This window comes from Caproiciproducens lactatisolvens, from assembly GCF_052443335.1.
Taxonomy (GTDB): domain Bacteria; phylum Bacillota; class Clostridia; order Oscillospirales; family Acutalibacteraceae; genus Caproiciproducens.
In genome coordinates this window covers 1,304,324-1,328,689 of sequence record NZ_CP195750.1, presented here as the reverse complement: position 1 = coordinate 1,328,689, position 24,366 = coordinate 1,304,324, and the positions used below count along the sequence as shown (strand labels likewise).

The window sequence follows — 24,366 nt, the reverse complement described above, 5'->3', positions numbered from 1 at the left end:
GAAGGCGGGCAGCACCGAAACCGCCTGAACTTGATAAAAACTTTGTTTAACCCTTGCTCAACAAACGCTCCGAACAAAGACTGCCGCCAAACGACAATTGTCGTTTGGCGGCAGTCTTTTGTAATCAGATCATTCTTTTTATAATACACCCATATACGGGTGTAGCCCTACGTCCGCGGATATTTTCGTGATACGCCAAAAGTCGCCGTCTTTGACGACCGTCAGCGCAGCGTTATAGTCTCCGGCGGGACCGCCCGATGTTGCAGTGGAAAAAGAAAGCCGAATCGAATATTGGTCGCTTCCCGTCTGCGTCTGATTGGTGATTTTATAGCTTTCTATCCAAGGGCTGGACATTCCTGTTACCCAATTGGGATTGTATTGGTCAAGCTGTTTGACATACTCCTTTTTGAGTTTGGAATCCATTACGGAATATTGCATCGCCCCGCTTCTGCTTTTCAGGCCATCGGCCCATACCACGGCGGCGGATTCCGGCGCGCATACCCCCACCCGGTCCATTGCATCCATCAAAAGCCGGGTCCTTACTTCGTATTGATCCACCTCGGCCACCGCTGCCGCAACGCTGATATATTTACAGTGAAAGAAGTACCCTGCCGCATTAAAAAGCGCCGCAACCAGCAAACAAACGACAATTACAAGCCCAACGAACCTTTTTACCTGCTTTGAGAAAAACAGTTTCATACAAACTCCCCCCTATCATAACATTTCCATAAAGTGTATGACGGGTAATGGAGAAATAGGAAAAATTCCCGCAGTTGAGAGGGAGTCCCAAATTGTGAATTGAGCTAATGATTGTATTATAGATTCGTGCACAAACCTATCCCCCAAAATTATAAAAGCTCAATTTTAATTGTATTATAGCAGAATAATTAATGATTTTCAAGAAAAAAACTCACAATTAATCCGATGCGGCTTTGTCTATGAAGCTGTTAACAGGAGCACCCCTGCTATTCGGGAAGAATATGATTGTACAATCAGGAAAAAGTGAAGTATAATAAAATAAAGCAGGTGATGATTATGAAGGGAAAAATCATTCGGAACTTAACAGATTATAACGGAAGACCGGTTTGGGTGGAATTTGAAAACCCGGACGCATGCAGCTGCGCAAACTGCGGAGCCTGCCGGTCAAGCGATGCCGAAGCGCATCTTTACACCAGCGGGGTATATCGTGCCGAGGGCCATTTCCTCGTTTCGCTTACGAACGAAGAACATCGTTTTCATGAGTTCACGCCGCGTATCCTCGCCATTTACGAGTGGCAGGAATAGAGAACGGCTATCGGATATCATCCACATAAATTTTAACTTCTCAGAAATAATAGTAGAAATAAATCTACAGGAGTTAGTTATGGGGATTGTAAATATGAATAATAAAAATCAAACCTGCATTGACGAATGCAACAAATGCGCACAGGCATGTTTGGAATGTATGAAAATGTGCCTTGACGAGCCCGACGCAGCAAACAGGAAGAAGTGCATTGCCAAACTTCATGAATGCGCCTCTATCTGTAAGGAAGCAGCATCCTTTATGGCGGCGGATTCTTGCCATGCGATGGAATTATGCAAACTATGCGCGACGATTTGTAATGAGTGCGCTCAGGAATGCGGAGCATTTAAAGACGACCACTGTGCGAAATGCGCCGCAGAATGCAGAAAATGCGTGCGGGAATATCAGTCCATGCAGTAATCGACGGCGGGATTTGTAGATCATATTTTAAATTGAGTTTGCGGCTCTCACTTCACGGTGAGAGCCGTTTTTTGATAAAATCCAAGCGATTGGACAGGCTAATTTCCGAAAGGAGATTGAATTGATGAAAGAAAAATCGCTTGTGCCTGATCCAGACTCGGTTTCTCCCGCACATATTCCAACGGTTCCGGCTCCGGTGCCAATACGAATGCCGACCCCCAGAAAGGATAAGGAAACTACGAAACCTGCTCAAAACGGAAGTACGAAAGACAGCGACCCAACCATGTGATTCTCTTGCCGTCCGCAGCGGGCGGCATTTTTGCACTCAGAAGACCGCTCTCCGGATGAATGGTTTTCCGGATATAAAAAACCGGGAATCCAACATTCATACGGATTTCCGGGTTTTTATTGGAGTAATAATGCAAAAAAACTGCGGAAGGAGATGCATAATACCTCCTTCCGCAATTCTGTATGAAATGATATAAGAGAACTTCATTTCCTACATATAACTTACTATTTCAATCCACAGTCCACAGAGTTGAACCGACATACTAATATTAGTATTAATCATTCAAAAAACTTGTCGAATCCTTCACCTCAATAAATTATTTCAGTAATTTATAAGTAGGAGTCATATTACACGTAGAGATCGGCATAAGATTATAGTAAGATGAAAGAAAAGAGATGATAATGATGCTGATCCGCGCGCCACCGATCATGTCAAATCAACCAAGAGGAGACGAAAAAAGTAGCCAAAATCCAAAAAAGGAAGAACAGGCTATGCCTGTTCTTCCTTTTTTGGTGCGCGAGATGGGACTTGAACCCATACGTCATACAACACACGCCCCTCAAACGTGCCTGTCTGCCAGTTCCAGCACTCGCGCGAATCAGCGAGATTTATTATATCATTTTATCCGTTCGATTGTCAACCCCAAATGATGAATTTTTAAAAAGTTTGTCAATTAAACTGCAAAATTCGTCGTAAGTCATAATGCTGTTCAGAACGCCGACCATCGAATTTACCGCCAGATGCTCCGGCAGCGCCAGCTCCTTCAAAAATGTCCTTCTTTTCTGCGCGCTGTTTTCCCCGCCTGACAGGCCGGCAAGATAAAGGTCCGTCTTGGCAATCTTCCGTCCCGCGGGGGCTTCATCCTCGCTGCAGGTAACACCCGCGCGCCGCAGGGCGTCAACGATCGCCTGCACAGGCACCCCTTCCACCCCGAGCTTTCCTTCTTTAGAAGGCTTATCCTTGCGGCCCTCTTTTCCGAAAATATCGGGAATATAGGCATGCTTGATTTTATCCGGGCCGACCGCGCCGGAAAGATAGTTCCGGATGAGGAATCCGGCCGAATCGCTGTCCGTCAGAATCAAAATTCCGCGTTTGTCCGCCAGCCGGCGGATCATTTCCATCTGTTCTTTATCGCGGAAGATCCGGAATCCCCGCGTCTCTATAATTAAACCGTCAATGATCGAGGAAAGCTTGATCTTATCGTACTTCCCCTCTACTATGACCGCTTCCTTTACTTTAATCAAGCCGTTTTCTCCCTTTCCGCTATGAGTAAAAGCTGCGCGATCAGCTTTTCCATAATGATGCGCCGGTCGCCGCGCGCGCTTTTCAGCGCGGTATCCGCCCCCAGAAGTGCCTGAAGGCTCTGGCGCAGCATGGGAGTGGTCAGTTTCTTCGCGTCCCGCTCCGCGTTGGTGAGCCTGAATTCCTTGCGGGCATAGTCAAAGTGCTTTGCGGGCTCCGACGCGGTGAATCCGCTCTGAATGGAAACCCTGACGCGGTACATGTCGACATACGCGGAGGAAAGTACCGCCAGAACGGAAACAGGCTCCTCATTCTGATAAAACAGCAGGTCCAGAATCCCGTAGGCTTTGTCGTACTGGCCCGCGATAATCGCCTTGGACAGATCATACACCCGGGTTTCCAGATTCTTCACCACCAGCGCGTCAATCGCCTGCGCGGTGATCGCGCCTTCCTTTACAAAAGCGCACAGCTTTTCCAACTCGTTGAACAGCGTCTGCAGGTCGTTTCCGCAATAACCGACAATACGCCCCGCGTTCTGCCGCGAGAGCTCACAGCCCCGTTTTGCCGCCGCGGCGCACAGGGCTTTCTCAAGGTCCGGCCCGGAGCGTTTTTTCAGGTGAACCGTCACGCCCGCCTGATTGACCGTATCCATCAGCTTTTTCCATTTCTTATCTTTTTTATAATCGATTTCCGCGGACGGCAGATAAAGCACCAGCACGGTTGTGTCCGGAACGCTTTTCAGAAGCTCGTCCAGCTTGGCCGCTTCCTGCGCGCGCAGGCCTTCCACATCCAGGTCGGAAACTGCCACGCATTTGCGCTCCGCCATGAAAGGGAGCGCTTCCACCGCCGCCGCGATCTGATCGACCGCAGCGGAATCGTCAAAGCGCTGAAAATTAAAATCCAAAAACGCGGTCCCCGCGGCTTTGGCAATCAGTTTTTTCGCATAGAACCCAACCAGGTATTTTTCTTCCCCATGCAGAAAATAGAGGTTCGAAAAATCCGCCTTTTCAATCTGTTTTTTCAGCTCCGCTTCGGTAATTTCGGGCATATTACTCCCTCCTTAATTGTAAAGTCCCGTCGTCCTTGATCTGCAGCACAATATTTCCGGCGCCGCCCGTCACAATCGGGTTCAGCTTTTTTATCTGTGAAACGTTCCCCATCGTTTCCCCATCCGCAGAAAGGACGGTAAACAGGGGATGAAGCAGGTCTGCGTTTTTCGGAACGGAATCCGCCGCCGCAAAATCGGAGGCAAGCCATTCCTCCGGCAGGCCGTCAAGCTTTGCCCCGGCGGGGCAGACCAGAACCGACACGCCGCCGGCCGTAATCCGCGCCGCGGCAGCGGTGCCGTCAAACCGCACCTGCACCTTTGTATTCTCCCACAATTTCGTATCGGCAGAAAGATCGTATGGATCCACGCTGCCCGTTTGCGGAACCGCCTTCCGGATAAACGTATCGATCATCCCGTCCTTTGGGATCACAAGCCTGTCCGGCGTAAACGCATTCATCAGCTCCGCCGCATTTTTTGCTTCCTCCGCCGCCAGGGTCAGCGGCTGAAGGACGTCCAGCTTCGTTACCCCCTGGCTGCGCAGATAGCTGCCGATGGTTTCCGAGCGAAAGCCCCCGCAGCCGATCACCGCCGCGCGGCCGTTGCGCGTAAGAACGACGGACCCGGCGCCGTCCAGAACGGCAAGGCGCGTCACGTTGCGCATGGAGAGCTGATAGGAAAAAATACCGGTCAGAAGCAAAATCAGCGAAAGCAGCGCGGTGACCCGGAACAGCTTCCAGCTTTTCATCATCAGGACGGTCGCGGCAATCAAAAGAACCGTACCGGAGAGCCAGACCGTCACAAAGCCGTAGGACGCCGAAACAGAGGCGAACGGAGTTTGCGCGAGCCAGTGCGCGCAGGCAAGCATATATTTCGCCAGCAGGCCCGAAGCCAGCGCAAACGGCATGGCGAGAAAGGACTGCGGGGCAATCAGATTGATCACGGCGGCAATGGCCGCAAAATTCATCATCAGCGTGGAAGGGACCAGCTCCAGAAGGTTGGCGACCGGCGCGGCGAGCGAAACGCTTTGAAAGGAAAGGATGACGATCGGCAGCGTAAAAAGCACCGCCCATACGGTGGTCCCCAGAATTCCGTTGACCCCGCGCACAAGGGGACCGATCTTCTTTATTTTATCATATTTCCGGTTCAAATAGCCAGCCGTCTGTCCGGAAAATAAAATCAGCCCCAGTGTTGCGGAAAACGAGAGTAGCAAGCCCACATCCGCGGCGGCGTACGGGTTCGACCAACCGATCAGCAGCACGGAAATGCTCAGGGAATTCAGCGAATCCGGATGGCGGGACAAAAGCATGCCCGAAAGGTAAATCAGGCACATTATCCCGCTGCGCGTAACGGACGGGACAAAGCAGGTAACCGCCATAAAGCAGACGACGCCGGCACCGGCCAGAGCCGCCGCGGGCTTCTTCGGCACCCTGAAAAACAGGAGCAGCATCAGGATCAGCTCGGCCATCGTCGTCATGTGCAGCCCGGAAACAGACAAGATATGGGAGACGCCGATAGCCCGGAAATCGGCGGTCACCTGCGGGGAAAGGCTGGTCTGATCGCCGAAAAGGACCCCGTTGACCAGCCTGGCCTCACTGGGAGGCAGCATGGAGCGGACGGATTTCAGCAGCGCGGACCGAAGCTTCAGCGCGTAATAGTACGGCGGCTTTCGCGTAGGGGGGCTCACCCGCACATTTTCATATTCATAAAGGTAGGAAAACAGGGTGATTCCCTTGGAAACGTAGTAGGAGCGCGAGGAATAGCCCTCCCCGCCCGAAGGCAGGAACAGATGCACCTTCCCTTTGATATGGGAATACGGCTCCACATTCAGAGCGCCCTGTGACGAAATCCGTATTTTCAGCGGCCTGGGCGCATCTTTCAGGGAGATGTCGTTGACTTCCACAATATAATAAAACCGATTGTACGCCTGATAGGGAAGCTCACAGACAGTACCGTCGATCACCGCGTCCCGGCCGGCAAGCAGCTCCGCCGGTTCCACCTGGGACTGATGAACCGCGTAAAAGCTGCCGAACGCCAGCGTCACTGTAAGCAGTGCGGCGGGAAACACGCCAACAGCACGCGTTTTCGGCAACAGCGCGGTAATCAGGAACCCCGCCAGAGAGGCACAGGCAAGAACCAGCGATAACTCCGGGCCAAAATAAACAGCGGCCGCCAGTGTCAGCAGATAACAAAAACCCACCAGCACAAGCGGCCGCTTCATCATAACTCCCCCGAAATAAAAATGTCCGGATTATTTAAAAAACAACGGCAGAGGCTCCAGATAAATAATATCGTCCCTGTCCTTGGCGTCGCCCTCGGCGAGCACGCAGGCGCGGCCGACAATATTGCCGCCGAACTGCCTGACAAGGTCCTCCATCGCAGCAAGGGATTCCCCCGTGCTGATCACGTCGTCCACAATCAGGACGCGCTTGCCGTTCAGTCCCTTATAATCGTCTTCCGCAAGATAAAGCTTCTGCACATGATCCGTGGTGATGGATTTCACCTCTACGTGAATGGGGTTGCGCATGTATGCTTTTACGCTTTTGCGCGCGACAATGTAACGGCGGCAGCCCTGACGGGCCATTTCATAGCAGAGCGGGATCCCCTTCGTTTCCGCCGTCACGACGACATCATGCTCCGGGCATTTCTCGAGAAGCGCGGCTGCCGTTTTCTCCGTGATCTCCACGTCACCGAGCATCACAAAGCCCGCGATGTCGAGCGTATCGCTGATCGGACAAATCGGCAATTCGCGCTCGCAACCCGCAATTGTCATCTTGTAATATTCACCCATTATTATTCGACCTTTCCGATTGAAATCAAACGCTGTTTATCAGCCCGGAGGCCACTTCATGGAACGGCCCCCAAGCAGGTGGAAATGCAGGTGCGGCACACTCTGGCCGCCGTCCTTCCCCACATTGCTGACAACACGAAACCCTTTTTCCAGATTGTTTTCTTTTGCGAGCTTTGCCGCCACTTCAAAAATATGGGCGACAATCGCGCTGTTTTCCTCCGTGATATCTTCCACAGACTGAATATGTTCTTTTGGAATAATCAGAATATGCACGGGCGCCTGGGGATCCAGATCGTAAAACGCCAGCACACGGTCATCCTCATATGCCTTTTTACTGGGAATTTCGCCGTTCGCTATTTTGCAAAACACGCAGTCCACACCGAGACCTCCTTTGTCCTAACAATACAACGCTATTATTATAGTATCATTTGAGCATATTGGCAACAATTTTCTCAACTTCCGCCAGAGCGCCGTCCAGCTTTGACAAATCCTTCGCACCGGCCATGGCACTGTCCGCCCTGCCGCCGCCGTTGCCGCCCGCAAGCTGTGCGACCGCGCGCACAATCTGACCGGCGTTGACGCCCTTCGCCAGTGCTTCCTTAGCGACGCACGCGGCGATGTTGGCCTTTCCGTCCCGGGTCCCGGCAAACACGGCAACCATGTCCGGGGCATGGTCACGCGCTTTGTCGCAGAGGGCGCGCAGCGCGTCCGGCTCCGTTCCGGGGAACACGGCGGTGATGACCTGAACGCCGCCCACCTGCTTTGCGCCGGCAATCAGGCTGTCGATCTGAATTCCCGCCAGCCTGGAGTTGAGCGCCTCTATGGTCCTGTCCTTTTCCTTCAGCTCTGCGGAAAGCTGGGCTGCTTTCTGCACCAGCTCGGAGGAATTGTTCAGCTTCAATGCGGCTGCCGCCTCGTCGATCTCGTCGATGGTACGGTTCAGCAAATCGAGCACGCCCGTGCCGGTAACGCCCTCGATCCGGCGCACGCCGGCGGCGACGGAGCTTTCCGACAGGATTTTAAACAGGCCGATTTTCGCGGTGTTGTCCATATGGGTACCGCCGCAGAATTCACGGCTGAAATCGCCGACGGTGACGACGCGGACGATATCGCCGTATTTTTCGCCGAACAGGGCCATCGCGCCCAGCTTCTTTGCCTCTTCGATCGGCATTTCACGGCACTCCACGTTTGTTCCGCTCAAAATCACCTGATTGACAAGCTGTTCGACCTTTTTTAGCTCTTCCTTCGTCAGAGCGGAAAAATGCGTAAAGTCGAAGCGGACATGCTTTTCATTGACAAGCTGTCCGGCCTGCTCCACGTGGTCGCCCAGCACCCTGCGCAGCGCGGCCTGAAGCAGATGCGCGGTCGTGTGGTTGCGCATAATTGCGAGGCGTCTTTCCTGGTCCACAGAAGCTTTCACTTCTTCATCGACGCTGATCTGCCCGGCCGTCACAACGGCATGATGCAGATAATTTTTCGCATGGTTCTTGGTGGTATTTCTGACCTCCAGCATCGCGTCGGCGGACTCGATGGAGCCGGTATCGCCGACCTGCCCTCCGCTTTCCGCGTAGAAGGCGGTCCTGTCGAGCACCAGGGCAATCTCGTCGCCCGCGGTTGCGGATTGTACGCGTTCGCCGCCGCGGATAATCGCAAGGACCTTCGCCGCGGTCTCCATCTGCCCATAGCCGAGGAACCTGGTTTCCGGAACATTTTCCAGCAGATCGCTCTCGCCTTCCCAAGCGTCCGCTCCGGCGTTCTTTCTCGCGGCCCGCGCGCGTTCGCGCTGCTCCCGCATCAGGCGCTGGAATTCTTCTTCGTCAACGGTCATGCCGCGCTCCGCCAGAATTTCCTTCGTCAGGTCGATCGGGAAACCGTAGGTATCGTTCAGTCGGAATGCGTCCGCGCCGGAAAACACCTTGTTGCCGCTGTTGTCAATATAGCCGCTCAGAAGCTGAAGCCCCTGATCGATCGTTTTTGCAAAGCTTTCTTCCTCCACGCCGATGAGCTTTGTGATCATGGCGCGTTTTTCATCCAGTTCTGGATATGCGTTTTTATTCTCGTCGATGACTGTCTGCGCAACCTCCGCAAGGAACGTGCGGCTGATTCCGAGCAGGCGCCCGTGGCGCGCGGCACGGCGGAGCAGGCGGCGCAGGACGTAGCCGCGGCCCTCGTTGGACGGCATGACGCCGTCGCCGATCATAAAGGTGGTGCTGCGGATATGGTCGGTGATGACCCGCAGGGAAATGTCCTTTTTCGGATCGTCGCCGTATTTGACGCCGGAAATGCGGCAGATATGCTTCATAATGTTCTGAACGGTATCGACAAGGAACAGGTTGTCCACGCCCTGCATGATGCAGGCAAGACGCTCCAGCCCCATGCCGGTGTCGATATTCGGATGCTCCATCGGCGGGTAGTTGCCCTTGCCGTCGCTGTTGAACTGGGAGAACACCACGTTCCAGAATTCGACGTAGCGGTCGCAGTCGCAGCCCACGCCGCAGGTCGGCGAGCCGCAGCCGTACTGTTCGCCACGGTCAAAATAGATTTCGGAGCAGGGGCCGCAGGGGCCGGAGCCGTGCTCCCAGAAATTGTCCTCTTTTCCCAGGCGGACAATGTGCAACGGGTCGACGCCGACTTCCTTCGTCCAGATTTCAAACGCTTCGTCGTCATCGGTATAAATGGTGACCCAAAGCTTATCCACCGGCATTTCGAGCACTTTGGTGCAGAATTCCCACGCCCACGCGGTGGCCTCGTGCTTAAAATAATCGCCGAAGGAAAAATTGCCCAGCATCTCAAAATAGGTGCCGTGCCGGGCGGTGATGCCGACGCGCTCAATGTCCGGCGTACGGATGCATTTCTGGCAGGTCGTCACTCTTTTGCGCGGGGGAGTCACCTCTCCGGTAAAATATTTTTTCATCGGCGCCATGCCGGAATTAATCAGCAAAAGGCTGTTGTCGTCCTTGGGAATCAGCGAAAAGCTCTGCAGGCGCAGATGCCCCTTCGATTCAAAAAACGACAGATACTTTTCACGCAGTTCATTTAACCCTGTCCATTCCATTGCAATAACTCCATTCCGCCTGTCAGGCAAAAATAATTGACTTTGAAATTGCGGCGCGCCGCAAAAAAATAGACTTCACCGTCCACAATGGGACGGAGAAATCCGTGGTACCACCCAAATTGCGCCTGAGCGCCGCTTGAACCCCCTTAACGCGGGGAAAACGCCGCGGTTCTTCACCGCGGGGCTGCGGGTTGGCTTCGGTGACGGCAGCCGCGGAAATCTTTCAGCCGTGAATTTCCTCTCTTTTGCAGTGCCCGGCACCTTCGTACCCTTCATCGCCTTTATTGCTGTGCCGGGGTTCCCGGCACTATTCATTTTATTTCATCCTGATTATAAACTGAATCCCGCGGCTTGTCAATATAGTTGTCGGTTATTGACCGATTTTATCGGCCAGCGCGTCGGCAATCTGCTTAAAGACCGGTCCGCAGGTCGCGCCGCCGCCGGTGCCGTCCTCCGCAAACACCGTGATCACGTACTTCGGATTTTCATACGGATAGAACCCGGAAAACCAGGATTCCACCGCCTCCACCCCGTTCACATACCGTCCCGTCTGGGCGGTCGCGGTTTTCGCGCCCGCCCCGCCCTTGGCCGGTTTGCCTTTTTTGCTGGTTCCCGTCTCAATGGATTCCTTCATAAAATCCCGGAGCAGGTCCACCGTGTTCTGTGAAATCACCTGAGTGCTTTCCTGTGCGGGCGCTTTCGCCGTGTATTTCAGATTTTCATCCACAAGACCCTCGTACAGGTAGGGCTGGGTATACTCCCCGTTGCTTGCGATCGCGTTCACCATTGCCGCAATCTGCAGAGGCGTGGCGGTCAGATCCCCCTGCCCGAACGAAAAGTTCGCCAAAGCCCTCGGGATATTGAGGCTTTTTAAGGTGGGAAGATTGCCCGAAGCCGACGAGACGCCCGGCGCGATCTCAAAGGAACGGCCAAAGCCCATGCTCTGTGCCATCAGCAGGAACTGGGCCTGGGGCACCTGCTTCATGAGACTGATGAAATAGGTGTTGCAGGACTGCGCGATCGCCGATTTCATATTTTCGGCGCCATGGCTCTCTCCGTTAAAGCAATGGAAAATGCCGCCGTCCACGTCGATCGAGCCGGTGCAGGTGTACTGGGTGTCCGGTGAAATGCCGTATTCCAAAGCCGCGGAGGCGGAAACGAGCTTGAATACGGAACCCACGTTATACGCGGAAAGGCAGCGGTTGACGAGCGGAGAGCCCTCCGCTTTCAGCGCCGTCGCGATGTTGTTCGGTGAAAAGTCGGGCAGGCTGACCATCGCGCGGATTTTGCACGACGGCACCTCCGTAACGATCACCGCGCCCTTGGTCAGATATTTCCCGGCGGCTTCTTCGGCGATTTCCTGAATATTCTTATCGATTGTCAGCACGACCCCGCTGTTGTGCAGATACGAGGAATCGCTGATTTTTTTGTCCTCTCCCGCCAGCACGCGGTTGACGGCGTCCACCTTATAGGTGACGGAAATCTGCCCCTGATTCTGCGTCAGCTGCTTGTTGAACGCTTTTTCTATCCCGGCGGCGCCCGCACCGGAGCCGTCCAGATAGCCTATGGTGTGAACGGCGGGCTGTTTGTCGGCATACCTTTTCTCAACGGGAAATACGTCGATCCCGTTTGTGGTAATGCTTTTCGGCAGCTTCAGGGCAAACGGCTTGCCCGCGGTCAGGGATGGATAAACACTCTCCAGCTCCTTTTCCGTCAGCACCTTGCTGAGCGCCGCCGCCCCCTCCACGCTCGGCGCAATGGCGGCGGCATACTCCGTATCCGCGCCCGTCAAAGAGACTTTATTGCAGTCGTAAATGGTCCCTCTTGTTTTTGCCACAACCAGCTTGTAACTGCTCTGGTTGTCGGCGGTCGCGGCAAGCTGGGCGCCGTCCGACACCGTATACAGGCTTAAAACGCAGAGAAACAGACAAAGCATAAATACACCGAAAAAAGCGGCTGTTCTTTTTTCCATAAAAACACTCCCCCATACTGGTTAGGATTCCCAATATGGAGGAGCTTTAATCATGATTTTCCCTGCCAATGCATGGAATCGATACGATAGGTTAGGTTCTTGCCTTGCGCAGGATCGCGCCCTTTTTTATGGGCCGGTCGGTTTTCAGAAATACGGTCATCGTGGCGTGGGGCGCCGAATCGATCGGGTTCCAGTCCCCGTCATATAATTCGTTCAGCGGAAGCAGGAACGGACGGTTTCCCGCCTCCAGCACGTCGGCGGTATCGCCTTTGAAAAAGCGGTTGCGCTGGGAAAGCGCCGCCACGCCGTTTTCATAGCTTTCACAGACGGCAATGACATCGTATTCCCGCACATAGCCGCCGTTTCCGTACACCTGCCCCGGTTCGGTCCCGAAGTAGAAGCCGGTGCTGTACTCGCGGTGGCTGATCTTGTTCAGCTCCTCCATGATCCATGGGGAGACCTTTTTTTCCGGGTCCGCGCAATATTCGTCAATGGCGTTCCGGTAGGCGTTGGTCGTCACCGAAACATAGTACGCGGACTTTGCCCTGCCCTCTATTTTCAGGCTTGTCACGCCGGTTTTCAGAATTTCCGGAATATACTCGACCATGCATAAATCTTTTGAATTCAGGATATAGGCGCCGTGGCCGTCCTCGGAAACCGGCATGTACTGGCCCGGGCGCTTGGCTTCCATCAGCGCGTATTCCCAGCGGCATGGCTGCGCGCAGTCGCCGCGGTTCGCGTCGCGCCCGGTCAGATAACTGGACAACAGGCAGCGGCCGGAAAACGAAACGCACATAGCGCCGTGCACAAAAACCTCCAGTTCAAGCTCCCGGGGCGTTTTGGCGCGGATTTCCGCAATTTCCCCGAGGCTCAGCTCGCGCGCCAGCACAACGCGGGAAGCGCCCAGACCGTATAGCTCGCGGGCGCTGACGTAGTTCGCGACGCCGGCCTGTGTGGACATGTGGATATCCACCTTCGGAGCGTATTTCTTCGCCATCGCCATCACCCCGAAATCCGCGATGATCAGCGCGTCCACCCCGGCTTCCTGCGCAAACCGCAGAAATTCCGGCAGACGCGAGAGTTCGTCGTTGTGCGGCACGGTGTTGCAGGTCAGATAGACCTTGACGTTTTTTCCGTGCGCGTATCGCACCGCCTGAACCAGTTCTTCGTTTGTAAAATTGGACGGCGCCGTGCGCATGCCGAACTCCTGTCCGGCCAGATAAACCGCGTCGGCGCCAAAGCTGATTGCCGCGCCGAGCCGTTCCCTGTCACCCACAGGGGAAAGCAGCTCAACGCGTTGATTCGTATCCGTCAATTTCTGTCCTCCAAAGCCTTCTATTTCAGTCCCGCCTTTTTCAGATTCGCTTCATGCTGCGCATTGGTTGCAGCATAATACGCTTTTCCGTCTTTATCATGGCAAAAGTAATAATATTTGGTGCTTGCGGGATTTAAGGCCGCGTCGATCGCATCCGCGCCCGGGTTGCAGATCGGCCCCGCGGGCAGACCCTTGATGGTATAAGTATCGTATTTGCTCTTATAGGTTTCGCGTATATTGGACGGTACGGCCGCCTTGGTACGGTACGGATAATAGGTGGTCGGGTCCGAACGCAGGCGAAGCAGGTCGCCCTCTCCGCCGCTGTTCAGGCGGTTGTGGAAAACGGAGGAAATTTTGTACATATCGTCTTTGTCCGCCGCTTCCGCCTGGATCATGGAAGCCAGCGTCATCAGCTGGTCAATCGTCATATTCTCTGCCGCCGCCTTATTGCGGATCTGCTTGGTCAGCTTCTTGCTGCAGTTGCTGATCAGCTTTTCGACCGCCTGCTCGGGGTCCTCGTCCTTATAAAATTCATAGGTGTCCGGGAAAAGGTAGCCCTCAAGCTTGTAGTAGCGGTCCGGCTCGTTTGTGATTGCCTGAAGCATTTCATAGCTTTTATCAAAGGCGTCGGAATTTACGACGGAAAGCATATCCTTGGAAGAGCAGACTCCGTTTTTCTCCATCAGGTCCGCAATTTCAAGGATGTTGGCGCCCTCTTTGAAGGTGATTTTAACGGTATCCACACGGTTCATATTAGACTGAAGGTTATTGATAATGGCTTCATAGTCCATATTGGTATCGATCTTATAGCTGCCGTTGCTGTAATGGCCGTCCGCTTTCGTCAGCTTGGAATAAACCTGAAAGAAACCCGTGTCGCGGATAATGCCGGCGCTGTTCAGAACTTCCGCAACCTGCCTGGTAGAGGCGTTCTTCGGTATTTCGACCGTCACGCTCACCTTTTCCTTGCCGATTGCAAGCATATCGTTGATTCCCGTAATCAGAAACTGCGAAAAAAGGATGGAAGCAAACAGAACCATAATGATCCAGATGAACCGGAAAAAGCCCTTGTTTTTTCTGCCCTTTTCCTTGTTGCGGAGCTGGTGCGCCCTTTCTGCTTTGATTTCCGCTTCATCCTGCATGGACTTTGCCCTCTGCGCCTCGCGCGGGTCGCTGTAGCTGCTGATGACGCTGTTGGCCCCGGCGTCGTCCGTACCGCGCAGATCGGAAGAAAGGTCCGTACCCGGCGTACCGCCTAAATCCTCATCGGGAATATTCAGCTTAAAGCTTTCCACCTTTTTCTGGTGGTACTCGTTAAGGTCCCTGTCGTCGTTCATGGATACGTCCTCCTGTTTTGACCATCAGGATGGCCACTTCAGTTTTTCTGATTTGCCATTCTCCGGATGTATTTCTCTGTAATCAGAATGTCGACCGGCTTGTCGTAGTAGCCGTGGGGCAGATTCCACTGGACACAGCCGGAATAGCAGATTCCGACGGTGGTCCCGCCGAACTCCGCCAGAAAGCGGTCGTAATACCCCTTGCCGTAACCGAGGCGGTACCCCTGCGCGTCAAAGCTGAGTCCCGGCACAATGCAGAAACCCCGGGAAAAATCGGTCACCCTGCGGCACTTCGATACGATCGGTTCCAGCACGCCGAAGCTGCCTTTTTCCAGATCGTCAAGAGAGGTGATATAAAAGAATTCCATATCGTAGGTGTCCGGAACGCAGCGCGGCGCGGCGACCAGCTTGTGATTGGCCAGCGCGGCCTTGATCAGGGCAATCGTGTCCACCTCGATCGGCTTGCTGACATACGTAAAGACCGTGTCCGCCAGCGCGTATTCCCGCAGCGCGAGCAGCCTGCTCTGGATCGTGGAATCCAGGCTGATTTTCCGGTCCTCACCCAGCTTTTCGCGGAACTGGCGGTAGCGCGCGCGCAGATTCATCTTGATTTCCCGGATATTTCTTACATACATTGCATCGACTTCCTAAGCATCTTTGATTTTTCAGCGCCGAACAGCACTTCCACAATTTGAAGCGCAAATTCGACGGCGACGCCCGCGCCCCTCGCCGTGATGATCTTTCCGCTGACGCAGACCGGTCCGGAGGACACGGTTTTTGCGTGCAGCTCCTGCTCATAGCCCGGGAAACAGGTCGCCGTATGTTCTTTCAGCAGATTCATATGGCCAAGGATGGAGGGGGCCGCGCAGATCGCGCAGAGATATCGATCGTTTTCCGCGCAGTAACGGATGACGGCTTTCACAATCGGGGATTTTTCAAGATTGAGCGTTCCCGGCATTCCGCCCGGCAGCACCACCATATCCAGCCCGTCCGTCACCGCTTCCTTTTCCTCTATGTCGGCGGCCACTTCGATTCGATGCGACCCGGTGATTTTTTTGCCGCCGACGCCGACCGTAACTACGTCGCAGCCGGCGCGCCTTAAAACATCGACGGTCGCCAGCGCTTCGATTTCCTCAAATCCGTTTGCCAGAAAAAGATAAATCATTTTCACACCTCCAAAATTAATCCAGCGGCAATCCGAGATACGGCGCGGCCGAAGCCTGCCGCAGCGGGTCCAGCGAAGCCCCTCCGAGGGGCTTCAGCATTCCGAAATCGGATATTTCTCCCTGCTTTCCCAAAAGGGTCTCCCACACGGGCAGGCGGAACGTATACCGTTCGGCCGGCAAGCCGCTGATAATGTTCGCCGCAAGATCACGGATGGTATCGCCGTCCGCCATCAGCTCCAGAACCGTACAGGCGTCGGAATCCGTCCGGCGGCACAGGGCGTACGCGAATTTTTCACCGGTGCGGGAGCAGATCATTCTGTCTCCGTAGATTCTGCCCATTCCGGCGGCAAAGGCAAACGCTTCGTCGCTCCAAAGCACGGAACCGGTTCTCCCCGCCAGCTTTTCCCGGCGGAGCCCGTTCATCTGGCCATACGTCAGAAGGGTTCTGGCAGAAATCCCCGAATCGGCCAGAGAGCACATTTCCTCCAGCGACAGGGAAACGGTACCGACCTGAAAGAATTTCGTATAGTCGGACTTTTCATAAAGGCCGTACAGCCCCGGTTCGGCGGGAAGCACCGCGGAATACTGATCCCCCCGGTTGGCCCCCACCAGCGCGGCCGCGGCCAGAAGCGCCGCCATACAGCCGTGCCCGCGGTACTGCGGCAAAGTAGCCGCCGCATAAATATAGTGCGCCTGCACGGCCGCCGGGCCGGCAAGAATCCGGGCGGGCAGCAGATAAACGACGGACGCGGTTTTCTCCCCCATTTTATAAACCAGACAGTTTTCGGGCTTATAATAATTATTGAGAAAATATTTTGCCGGACGCACCGGCTCGTGAAAGCAGCTTGCCCAGATTTCGGCAAGCTCGCCGCGCATTTCCCAGTCAGCAAAACAAATCATACCAAACCGTCCTTCTTTTTCGCAGGGAAGCCGCGGGCTACAGCACGCCCGCCGCAATCTCCATGACTTCGCCGTGAATCTGTTCAACCGTTTTCAGACCCCCGCTGTCCGCGCACTGAACCGTTTTCCAGTTCAGCCTCTGCACCGCGTAGTCCGCGCTGATACGGCATGCGCGCAGGTACTCCGCGTTGCTTTCGTGGATATCCTTCTTCTCCTCGTTTCCATGGTACCTGCCGCTCAAAAGCTTCTGGGAAACCTCCAGCGGCATATTGAGGTAAATGGTCAAATCGGGACGGGGCAGTCCCAGCTTGTCGTATTCATAATCCTGCACCCACTCCACAAAACCGGGCCACTGTTCCCGCGGCAGCTTGGAAAGCTGAAACACGATGTTGGAGGTGGTGTACCGGTCGGCAATGATCAGGGAGCCGTTACGGTAATCCTGCCGCCAGTGTTTTTGGTAGCTCGCATAACGGTCGACCGCGTAAAACGAGGAAGCGGCGTACGCGTTCACATCGTCGGGATCGGCGCCGAATTCCCCGTTCAGGTACATCCTGGCCAGAACGGAGGACGGTTCGTTATAGTCCGGAAAGGAAACGCGGCGCAGCTGCACGCCCTGTCCGGCCAGCGCTTTGCAAAGCAGTTCGGTCTGCGTTGCCTTTCCGCTGCCGTCCAGGCCCTCCATGGTAATTAATTTTCCGCTCATCAGTTTTCCCCTATTCCATTAAAAAACTCGCGCACCTCGTTGATTTTGCCGCAGGACATCTTGCCCTCCGGGCATGCACCGCGCAGGCAGGGCGGCCCGCAGTGCTTGAAAAGGTGCGGCGCCACACCGCGGACAAGCCGCAGCATTTCCACCGCAACGGCGCGGATTTCCCACTGGGCGCGGTTGCAGCAGCGGTGGGAAAAGAAATTATACAGCGAGCGGGCGTTCATCGTGCACACCATCTTGGTGTCACAGGCGTTGGGCAGAACAAACCGCGCGTCCTCAATCGCCTGCTTCTGCGCGGCGCGCTCGGCGGATTTTTCATCCTTCCCGGCGTCCGTCAGCGCTTTTTTATGCTTCTCCTTTAAAAGAGACGTCAGCTTTTCGTAGTGTTTTTGGTCCTCCTTCATGGCCAGAAGGAACTCCGCCTTCGCTTCGGGGATCGCCTCAATCTCCGGCGGAATCACATATTCAAAACAGGCTTCCGTCACGTAGCGCTGGCTCTGCACGCTGTAGGAGGCGATGCGGTGGCGGGTCATCTGCGCCAGGAAGGAACGGGAGACCCCTTCGATCCCAAAGGTGAAGGACGCGTGCTCAATCGGGCTTTCATGCCCGATTTCGGCCAGCATGTCCACAAAGGACGCAACCTTCTCGTCGGTGAGTCCTTCCGATATATCTTCTATGGAAGCAGGCGAGTAACAGAGCTTTGCCGCCTGCGCAACTGTTTTTTCCGGTTCGGGAGTATAAGCAATCAAAGTAACCTTTGCCATAAAAAATCCCCTTTTGCACAATGATGTCATGATTAAGAATATTATAGCAAACTATTGGGTGCGGTTCAATATGAAACTTTCCCACCCTTTTTGCCGCAAAAATAAAAGCCCACCCGTCAGAAAGGTGAGCTTCAAAAAGGCAATGAACTCAGGTGTTGGAAATAATAATCTGTTCTACAATGTCGGCGACGTCTTCACAGTAATCCAGCGAATTCTCCATCGTATTGTAAAGATTCTGGAGCCGGATCACATCGATCATTTCCATTTTGTTTGCCGGGTCGAACAGTTCTCTCATTGCTTCGCTGAAAATAGCGTCTCCCTCTTCTTCCAGATGGTTAACATAAACAGACATTTGCTTAATGCTTTTCAGATTTTTCTTAAACTGCTTAAAGTCGGCCATTAAAGTACACAGGCCTTCGCAGCTTTTGACGATCAGATCCACCAGCTTGACGGTCGTTTCATTCGCCTCGGAAATATGCATCATATAAATCTGATTCCCGATATCGTCGATACTGTCCGTAATAGACTCGATCGCGCGGACCATATCCATCATATCCGAACGGTCGATCGGTGTGATAAAAGCGTCCGCAATGAGGTTGGAGCAGTAATGAACGTGCTTGTCCCCGTCATGTTCAAGCTCTTTCAGCAGGGTGATTTCTTTTTTGTCGATCATTCCATCGGTAAACGAGGTCTGAAGCACTTTTGCAGCCTGACAGGAAATACCGATTCCCTTTTCAAACAACGAGAAATAGTCCGGCCCTTTAGCAAAAAAATTACTCATGATAGTTTCCCTTACCCTTCAAATACACAGATTCTTTCCTATATACATATTCTATACCGTCTATACCATTCTAAAAGATCAGTATAAACAGTTTGGTCATCGCATAACCAAGAATCAGGCAGGCAGGGAAGGTCAGTACCCACGCCATTACCATTTCTTTGGCAATTCCCCAGTTTACGTCGGAAAAACGCCTGGCCGCGCCCGCACCCATCATAGCGGTGCCTTTCGTGTTGGTGGTGGAAAGGGGAATTCCGGAGCATACAGTCGTAACCAGCATACACAGAGACGCCACGATTTCAGCGGAAAATCCCTGATACTTTTCCAGTTTGACCATATCGATGCCCATGGTCTTGATGATGCGGTACCCGCCGACGGAGGTACCGATTGCCATCACAAGCGAGCACAGCAGCATAATCCAGATATCAATATGTACCGTTGCCGGAACAGGCTGATTGTTTGCAAGAAGAATCACAAGCACAAAAACGCCCATGAATTTCTGACCGTCCTGTGCGCCGTGGCTCATAGCCATTAAAGCGGCGGAAGCGATCTGTCCCAAAGAAAAAAAGCGGTTCGCTTTGGCTCGTTTCACCCTGCGGAATAAAAAGCCGATCACCTTGGTGACGACATAGGCCGCAAAAAAACCGACGATCGTCGAGATGACAATTCCCCACAGCACCTTTTGAAATTCGGCCAGCTTAAAGGCGGAAAAGCCGTTGTAGGCAATTCCCGAACCCATCAGCCCGGCAATCAGCGCGTGGCTTTCGCTCGTAGGGATTCCGAACTTCCAGGCCGACACCGACCATATTACTATGGAAAGCTGAGCCGCGCAAATGGCGATCAAGGGGTTGGAGCCGGTTCCGACATTGACGAGATTCGCAATAGTGCTGGCAACAGCCGTACCGAAGCACATGATGCCCACCAGATTAAAAGCCGTGGCCATTAAAACGGCCGCCCGCGGGGAAAGAACCCGGGTCGAAACAACAGTGGCGATTGCATTCGGCGCGTCCGTCCAGCCGTTGACAAAGATGGAAGCGCACACAAGGAGAAGTGCGACTATGAGCGCAAGTGACATGAAATTAACCTCATTTCGTCCTGTCGAGGGATGAATTCTTAGCTTCGATTAACATCTTACATTTATTTAACACAATTATAACAGAATCTTAATAAAATATAAATAGAAAAGATTTGATAAAAGGACGAATTAATCAGGGTGGAATCAGCTAATTTTGTATTGATTGCTTATTTTTTGCAGATTTTTACTCTATTTTAATGATTAATATTACTATATATTTATTATTTTATATTATTTAATTCGTTTTTCAAAATTTCGAAAAATCTGACTTATAATAGGAAAATATTTCTGTAACACAATGAAACAGCCGCCATAAAATGGTATTGAGAAACAAAGGTTTCACTAAATGTGTTAGGAGGATTATTTTATGGATGGAAATAGCACGGAAACATCTGCAAATGTGCAAAACACAGGAAATTTTAACGAAGCTGTATGCATAGACGGACTGCGCGTATATGATTCATGCAGTGAAGAACAGTAAACACGTTTGATACATACGAACCCGAATGCCCTGCCTTTCTTTCATCGCCCTCCGGAATAAAAAAGGAAAATTCTGCATGTTTCGGAAAAATAGTCATACACTATTCCAGAGGTGATTGGCTTGGACTATACAGGATATTACGAATTCCCATTTCCGTCGGATCTGCCCGAGCAGGACAGAAAGGTAAAGGATTTCTTTTTCTCCCTGTCGGATGACCTGCAGCTGAAGCTGCTGAACGGAAGCACTTCCTACGAGCATTTTCACGACCGCGTTGCGGAGTATATGGGAAAACAATAGGGAACGCTGCCGCCCCGTGTGGGGCGGTTCTGTTTTTCTTCCCGCTTTATTTGGAAATCCTGGCAAGCCGGCGGAACAGCGTTTCATCCAGCTGCCGTTCCACGTTCCGTTCAAAAGCACGTTTATAGGCGGAGCAAAAACGGCGGCAAATCCTGTTGTCGGACCTTCTCTTACATTTTTCACATGGCGCGCAGATCATTTTTTGCTTTCCCCCTTTTTCAGACTCTTTGCACGCTCTCCGCGGTTAAATGCTTTCAGTCCGGCCCACGTCGGTTTCCATCCGTAATAACGGCACAGGGCCATATATCCCTGAAGGACCTCGTATTTCATGGGTATTTCCCCTTTCCATTCATAAGGCTTTTCTCCGCCGGCGCTCCCCAGTCAATGGTCACTTTCACGGCGGATCCCCTTTTTTCGCCGCAGATCTGCTCCGTTACATACCGCAGATTTTCCCTGTTGTGTGCGATCTCTCCGGCCGTTCCCGATAAAATATGTACGGTGACGGCCGGTTTTCCTGTGTCGCGCATATGCATCACCTCGGTAAAAAATATGAATTCCGGTGTTTGTCCTATTCGCGCCAAAGCGCTCCCGGCACGTTAATTCCAAAATTATTCGGAAACGGAAAAGGCCTCCGGATCCCAAAGGATTCGGAGGCCGGAATATTCACGGAACTCTTCCATAAATATAGGAAGAGAAAGCGGGTGATAAAATGAATACAGCCGTCTATCTGCGGAAAAGCCGTGCGGAAGAGCTGAGCGACACGGTTGACGAAACATTAAAGAGACACAGGGAGACCCTGCTGGAATTCGCCGCAAAAAGCGATCTGACTGTGGTAAAAATATATGAGGAAGTGGTTTCCGGGGAATCGCTGTACGCCCGTCCCCAGATGCTGCAGCTGCTGGCCGACGTGGAGCACGGTCAATACGACGCCGTACTCTGCATGGATATCGACCGTCTGGGGCGCGGCGCCATGAGCGACCAGGGAGTCATTCTGGAGACACTGAAAAACGCGGACACAAAGATCATTACGCCGCGCAAGGTGTACGACCTGAATAATGAGATGGATGAGACCTATTCGGAATTTGAAACCTTTATGGCCCGGCAGGAGCTGAAAGCAATCAAGCGCCGGATGCAGCGGGGAATCCAAAAAACCATTGCGGAAGGGGGATACATCGCCAACGCTCCTTACGGATACGTGAAAACGACGGTCGGCAAGAGGCCGACGCTTGCGGTCCTGGAAGAAGAGGCCCGGTTTGTGCGGATGATGTTCGACCTGTACGTCAATCAGGGAATGGGCAGCCAGCAGATCGCCGACACGGTAAACGCCATGGGCGCAAAACCGCACCGCTCCGAAAAGTTCGGCAGGTCTTCCGTCATGAAAATACTGCACAACCCGACTTACATAGGCAAAATTGTCTGGAACCAGAAAACGCAGTTCCGGAAGGGTGCGAAAGACGGCAGAAAACAGATCACCGTGAAAAATCCCCGTGATCAATGGACCGTTGTACAGGGAATCCATCCGTCCATCATCGACGGGGAGCTCTTTGAACAGGCGCAGAAAACGGCGGCGTGCCGGTCCCATCCTCCGGCAAATACGGGCAATGTGGAAAATCCGCTTGCCGGTCTGGTTTACTGCGCACACTGCGGCTCTTTGATGCAGCGGCAGGTAACCCGCGGCGGCGGAACCTATCTGCTTTGCCAGAAACCCGGCTGCATGGTATCTTCCTCCCTTCCCCTGGTGGAAAACGCGGTGCTGAACGCGCTGAAACGCAGCATGGGCCGTTTCATGATCACACAGGAGGATTCTGCGATGCGGCAGTCCGACAGCGGGGAAATGCTCAGTGCCCTCGAATCGGAAATTAAAACCACCGACGGCCAGATGGAAAAGCTGCACGACTTTCTGGAACAGGGAATTTACGACCCGGATACGTTCCTGACACGTCAGACCTATTTAAAAGCAAAAAGGAGCAAGCTAAAGGAGATAAAAGAAAAAGCCATGATCCGGCATTCCGGCAGCTGCGATATCACCGGTAATAGAATCAGTACCGTGCTGGAAGCTTACGATTCGGCCTCTTTGCAAAAAAAGAATCTTCTTTTAAAAGCGATGGTGGACAGAATTGTCTATTGCAAGGAAAGGGGCGCCAGACCAGCGCAGTTCACACTGGAAGTATATCTGAAACCGTTTTATCCGTAGTCCAATCCCTCTTCCGGGCACATCCGGGCGCGGCTTTGCCAAAATGGGAAAGAGACTTCAGAAAATAAGGCCCGCACATTGACAAAGTACCGTAAAAAATGGCATACTACAAGAAAAAGGAGGGGTTATATTTGAAATGGAAACAGGAAAGAAACCGGATTTTTGCTGAAAACGAGTCCGGCCGAATCGTCGCAGAGGTCACCTTCCCCGACATTGACGAACAAACGGTCAACATCGACCACACCTTCGTGGATGATTCCCTTCGGGGCCAGGGAATTGCCGGCAAGCTGATGGAAACAGCCGCGGTTTTGCTGAGAAAGCAAAACCGGAAAGCGCGCCTTACCTGCTCCTACGCCATGAAGTGGTTTGATAATCATCCTGAGTATTACGATATTCGCATAAACAAGCCATAAATCTAACTGCTTCGACAGGAAGCATTCAGATATTATTTTTCTTACAAATCAAAATAGTCTTATTTCTACAAAATAGCATAAAAATATTCATAAAAATTCCATAATATATCTGAACATTTTGTTTATTTATCCTATTTTTTTTCATTCCTTAAAATTTCTAAAATTGCGACTTTTTTCGCTATTGCAATTTTGAAACATTTCCTCTAAAATTACAACATGTTGCGCAACGAATAAAAATAAAGGATGTTTTTAAAATGCAAAGAATAAGCGTAAATCTCAAGCTTCTGAAAGAAAAAATTATGGAAATCGAAAAAGACGGAATGGGCTTAATTGAACTGCATATTGTTGCAAGCCAGATTGACGACAAATTGATTCACCCCACCTTCCTTCATCTGGAAGGCATTTCCGAAACCGGCGAATACAAAGACTACGAAAGTGTTGACGAATGCCCGGCTAAACAATACCTGTTGAAAAATATGCCTGCGTAAGCGCATCTCTTCATGTAACGATACATAGCACCTGCCGGGTATTCTGGAATTGATGATATCATTATGAATATAATAATAAATTTAATAAATAAATACCAAACCTGCTTTCGCACTCGAACCTGACCACCAGAGTGTACTTATAGCCCGTATACTCTTCTGATAAAGATTGCCTTGAAGATTTAAGGGTTTATTTCCCACCGGATAAGCACGACCTGATTGAGCATGCGACAAACGTCAGGCTTAGAAGCGCTGATGTCATTACCGTGTTCCTTGATCTGGAGCCGGTACCATTCAACAGGGGCTTTTATTCGGTAGATATGACCTTTTTCTTCGATGTATGCGTAGACGTATTCTGT

Annotated in this window: 25 protein-coding genes and 1 tRNA gene; 6 read left to right on the top strand and 20 right to left on the bottom strand. The window is 52.5% G+C overall.

The annotated features are described in order from the left end of the window. Positions 1 to 138: 138 nt before the first annotated feature. On the bottom strand, positions 139 to 699 hold the full coding sequence (locus tag ACRQV7_RS06500; RefSeq protein WP_444659891.1) for a hypothetical protein: 561 nt from the start codon (positions 697 to 699) through the stop codon (positions 139 to 141). Between the two features lie 285 nt (positions 700 to 984). Between ACRQV7_RS06500 and ACRQV7_RS06495 the strand changes: the two genes are divergently transcribed. Together ACRQV7_RS06495 and ACRQV7_RS06490 are read left to right on the top strand one after the other, a co-directional pair. Further along, the gene (locus ACRQV7_RS06495; protein WP_444659890.1) at positions 985 to 1,284 is read left to right on the top strand and encodes a hypothetical protein; all 300 of its coding nucleotides are present in this window, start codon (positions 985 to 987) and stop codon (positions 1,282 to 1,284) included. 79 nt (positions 1,285 to 1,363) lie between these two features. Continuing rightward, the gene (locus tag ACRQV7_RS06490) at positions 1,364 to 1,702 is read left to right on the top strand and encodes a four-helix bundle copper-binding protein (protein ID WP_444659889.1); all 339 of its coding nucleotides are present in this window, start codon (positions 1,364 to 1,366) and stop codon (positions 1,700 to 1,702) included. Positions 1,703 to 2,501: 799 nt separating this feature from the next. Here ACRQV7_RS06490 and ACRQV7_RS06485 read toward each other — a convergent pair. The 17 genes from ACRQV7_RS06485 to ACRQV7_RS06405 all read right to left on the bottom strand — a co-directional run bounded on the left by ACRQV7_RS06485 (position 2,502) and on the right by ACRQV7_RS06405 (position 20,137). Then, positions 2,502 to 2,586 (bottom strand) — tRNA-Leu (locus ACRQV7_RS06485). Positions 2,587 to 2,602: 16 nt separating this feature from the next. Then, positions 2,603 to 3,235 (bottom strand): toprim domain-containing protein, encoded by a 633-nt coding sequence (locus tag ACRQV7_RS06480; RefSeq protein ID WP_444659888.1) that lies wholly within the window; start codon positions 3,233 to 3,235, stop codon positions 2,603 to 2,605. After that, positions 3,232 to 4,281, bottom strand: coding sequence for a DNA polymerase III subunit delta (gene holA, locus ACRQV7_RS06475; protein ID WP_444659887.1), 1,050 nt, complete (start codon positions 4,279 to 4,281; stop codon positions 3,232 to 3,234). Before holA ends, ACRQV7_RS06480 begins: the two co-directional genes overlap by 4 nt. Position 4,282: 1 nt before the next feature. Continuing rightward, positions 4,283 to 6,499, bottom strand: a complete 2,217-nt coding sequence (locus tag ACRQV7_RS06470; RefSeq protein ID WP_444659886.1) for a ComEC/Rec2 family competence protein — start codon at positions 6,497 to 6,499, stop codon at positions 4,283 to 4,285. 30 nt (positions 6,500 to 6,529) lie between these two features. Then, the gene (locus ACRQV7_RS06465) at positions 6,530 to 7,069 is read right to left on the bottom strand and encodes a phosphoribosyltransferase family protein (protein WP_444659885.1); all 540 of its coding nucleotides are present in this window, start codon (positions 7,067 to 7,069) and stop codon (positions 6,530 to 6,532) included. Between the two features lie 39 nt (positions 7,070 to 7,108). Then, positions 7,109 to 7,447 (bottom strand): histidine triad nucleotide-binding protein, encoded by a 339-nt coding sequence (locus tag ACRQV7_RS06460; protein ID WP_444645066.1) that lies wholly within the window; start codon positions 7,445 to 7,447, stop codon positions 7,109 to 7,111. A 46-nt stretch (positions 7,448 to 7,493) separates the two neighbouring features. After that, positions 7,494 to 10,124, bottom strand: a complete 2,631-nt coding sequence (gene alaS, locus ACRQV7_RS06455) for an alanine--tRNA ligase (protein ID WP_444659884.1) — start codon at positions 10,122 to 10,124, stop codon at positions 7,494 to 7,496. Between the two features lie 370 nt (positions 10,125 to 10,494). Then, positions 10,495 to 12,096, bottom strand: a complete 1,602-nt coding sequence (locus tag ACRQV7_RS06450) for a peptidoglycan D,D-transpeptidase FtsI family protein (protein ID WP_444659883.1) — start codon at positions 12,094 to 12,096, stop codon at positions 10,495 to 10,497. 91 nt (positions 12,097 to 12,187) lie between these two features. Beyond that, a complete protein-coding gene (locus ACRQV7_RS06445; protein WP_275714105.1) occupies positions 12,188 to 13,411 on the bottom strand; it encodes a peptidase U32 family protein in 1,224 nt (407 codons plus the stop codon). Between the two features lie 20 nt (positions 13,412 to 13,431). After that, positions 13,432 to 14,745 carry an endolytic transglycosylase MltG gene (gene mltG, locus ACRQV7_RS06440; protein WP_444659882.1) on the bottom strand — a complete coding sequence of 438 codons (1,314 nt, stop codon included), beginning with the start codon at positions 14,743 to 14,745 and terminating at the stop codon, positions 13,432 to 13,434. Positions 14,746 to 14,783: 38 nt separating this feature from the next. Then, a complete protein-coding gene (locus ACRQV7_RS06435; RefSeq protein ID WP_444659881.1) occupies positions 14,784 to 15,380 on the bottom strand; it encodes a 5-formyltetrahydrofolate cyclo-ligase in 597 nt (198 codons plus the stop codon). Further along, positions 15,371 to 15,910, bottom strand: coding sequence for a DJ-1 family glyoxalase III (locus ACRQV7_RS06430; protein ID WP_444659880.1), 540 nt, complete (start codon positions 15,908 to 15,910; stop codon positions 15,371 to 15,373). Before ACRQV7_RS06430 ends, ACRQV7_RS06435 begins: the two co-directional genes overlap by 10 nt. 16 nt (positions 15,911 to 15,926) lie before the next feature. Next, entirely contained in the window at positions 15,927 to 16,811 is an 885-nt protein-coding gene (locus ACRQV7_RS06425; protein ID WP_444659879.1) for a GNAT family N-acetyltransferase, read from the bottom strand. A 37-nt stretch (positions 16,812 to 16,848) separates the two neighbouring features. After that, entirely contained in the window at positions 16,849 to 17,514 is a 666-nt protein-coding gene (locus tag ACRQV7_RS06420) for a dTMP kinase (RefSeq protein WP_444659878.1), read from the bottom strand. After that, on the bottom strand, positions 17,514 to 18,284 hold the full coding sequence (gene thyX, locus ACRQV7_RS06415) for an FAD-dependent thymidylate synthase (protein WP_444659877.1): 771 nt from the start codon (positions 18,282 to 18,284) through the stop codon (positions 17,514 to 17,516). The genes ACRQV7_RS06420 and thyX overlap by 1 nt, the downstream gene beginning before the upstream one ends. Positions 18,285 to 18,432: 148 nt before the next feature. After that, entirely contained in the window at positions 18,433 to 19,065 is a 633-nt protein-coding gene (locus ACRQV7_RS06410) for a DUF47 domain-containing protein (RefSeq protein WP_444659876.1), read from the bottom strand. 70 nt (positions 19,066 to 19,135) lie between these two features. Further along, a complete protein-coding gene (locus ACRQV7_RS06405; protein ID WP_444659875.1) occupies positions 19,136 to 20,137 on the bottom strand; it encodes an anion permease in 1,002 nt (333 codons plus the stop codon). 601 nt (positions 20,138 to 20,738) lie between these two features. On the opposite strand from ACRQV7_RS06405, the gene ACRQV7_RS06400 reads away from it, so the two are divergent. Then, a complete protein-coding gene (locus tag ACRQV7_RS06400; protein WP_444659874.1) occupies positions 20,739 to 20,915 on the top strand; it encodes a hypothetical protein in 177 nt (58 codons plus the stop codon). Between the two features lie 195 nt (positions 20,916 to 21,110). Here the strand turns inward: ACRQV7_RS06400 and ACRQV7_RS06395 are convergent, their stop codons facing one another. Both ACRQV7_RS06395 and ACRQV7_RS06390 read right to left on the bottom strand, forming a co-directional pair. Beyond that, positions 21,111 to 21,245 (bottom strand): hypothetical protein, encoded by a 135-nt coding sequence (locus ACRQV7_RS06395; protein ID WP_444645042.1) that lies wholly within the window; start codon positions 21,243 to 21,245, stop codon positions 21,111 to 21,113. Beyond that, complete coding sequence (locus ACRQV7_RS06390; protein ID WP_444659873.1) at positions 21,242 to 21,442, bottom strand: hypothetical protein; 201 nt, start codon at positions 21,440 to 21,442, stop codon at positions 21,242 to 21,244. Before ACRQV7_RS06390 ends, ACRQV7_RS06395 begins: the two co-directional genes overlap by 4 nt. A gap of 182 nt (positions 21,443 to 21,624) precedes the next feature. Between ACRQV7_RS06390 and ACRQV7_RS06385 the strand changes: the two genes are divergently transcribed. The 3 genes from ACRQV7_RS06385 to ACRQV7_RS06375 all read left to right on the top strand — a co-directional run bounded on the left by ACRQV7_RS06385 (position 21,625) and on the right by ACRQV7_RS06375 (position 24,010). Continuing rightward, positions 21,625 to 23,109 (top strand): recombinase family protein, encoded by a 1,485-nt coding sequence (locus ACRQV7_RS06385; protein WP_444659872.1) that lies wholly within the window; start codon positions 21,625 to 21,627, stop codon positions 23,107 to 23,109. 131 nt (positions 23,110 to 23,240) lie between these two features. Continuing rightward, complete coding sequence (locus tag ACRQV7_RS06380) at positions 23,241 to 23,522, top strand: GNAT family N-acetyltransferase (protein WP_444659871.1); 282 nt, start codon at positions 23,241 to 23,243, stop codon at positions 23,520 to 23,522. Between the two features lie 254 nt (positions 23,523 to 23,776). Next, positions 23,777 to 24,010 carry a hypothetical protein gene (locus ACRQV7_RS06375; RefSeq protein WP_444659870.1) on the top strand — a complete coding sequence of 78 codons (234 nt, stop codon included), beginning with the start codon at positions 23,777 to 23,779 and terminating at the stop codon, positions 24,008 to 24,010. Positions 24,011 to 24,366 lie beyond the last annotated feature (356 nt).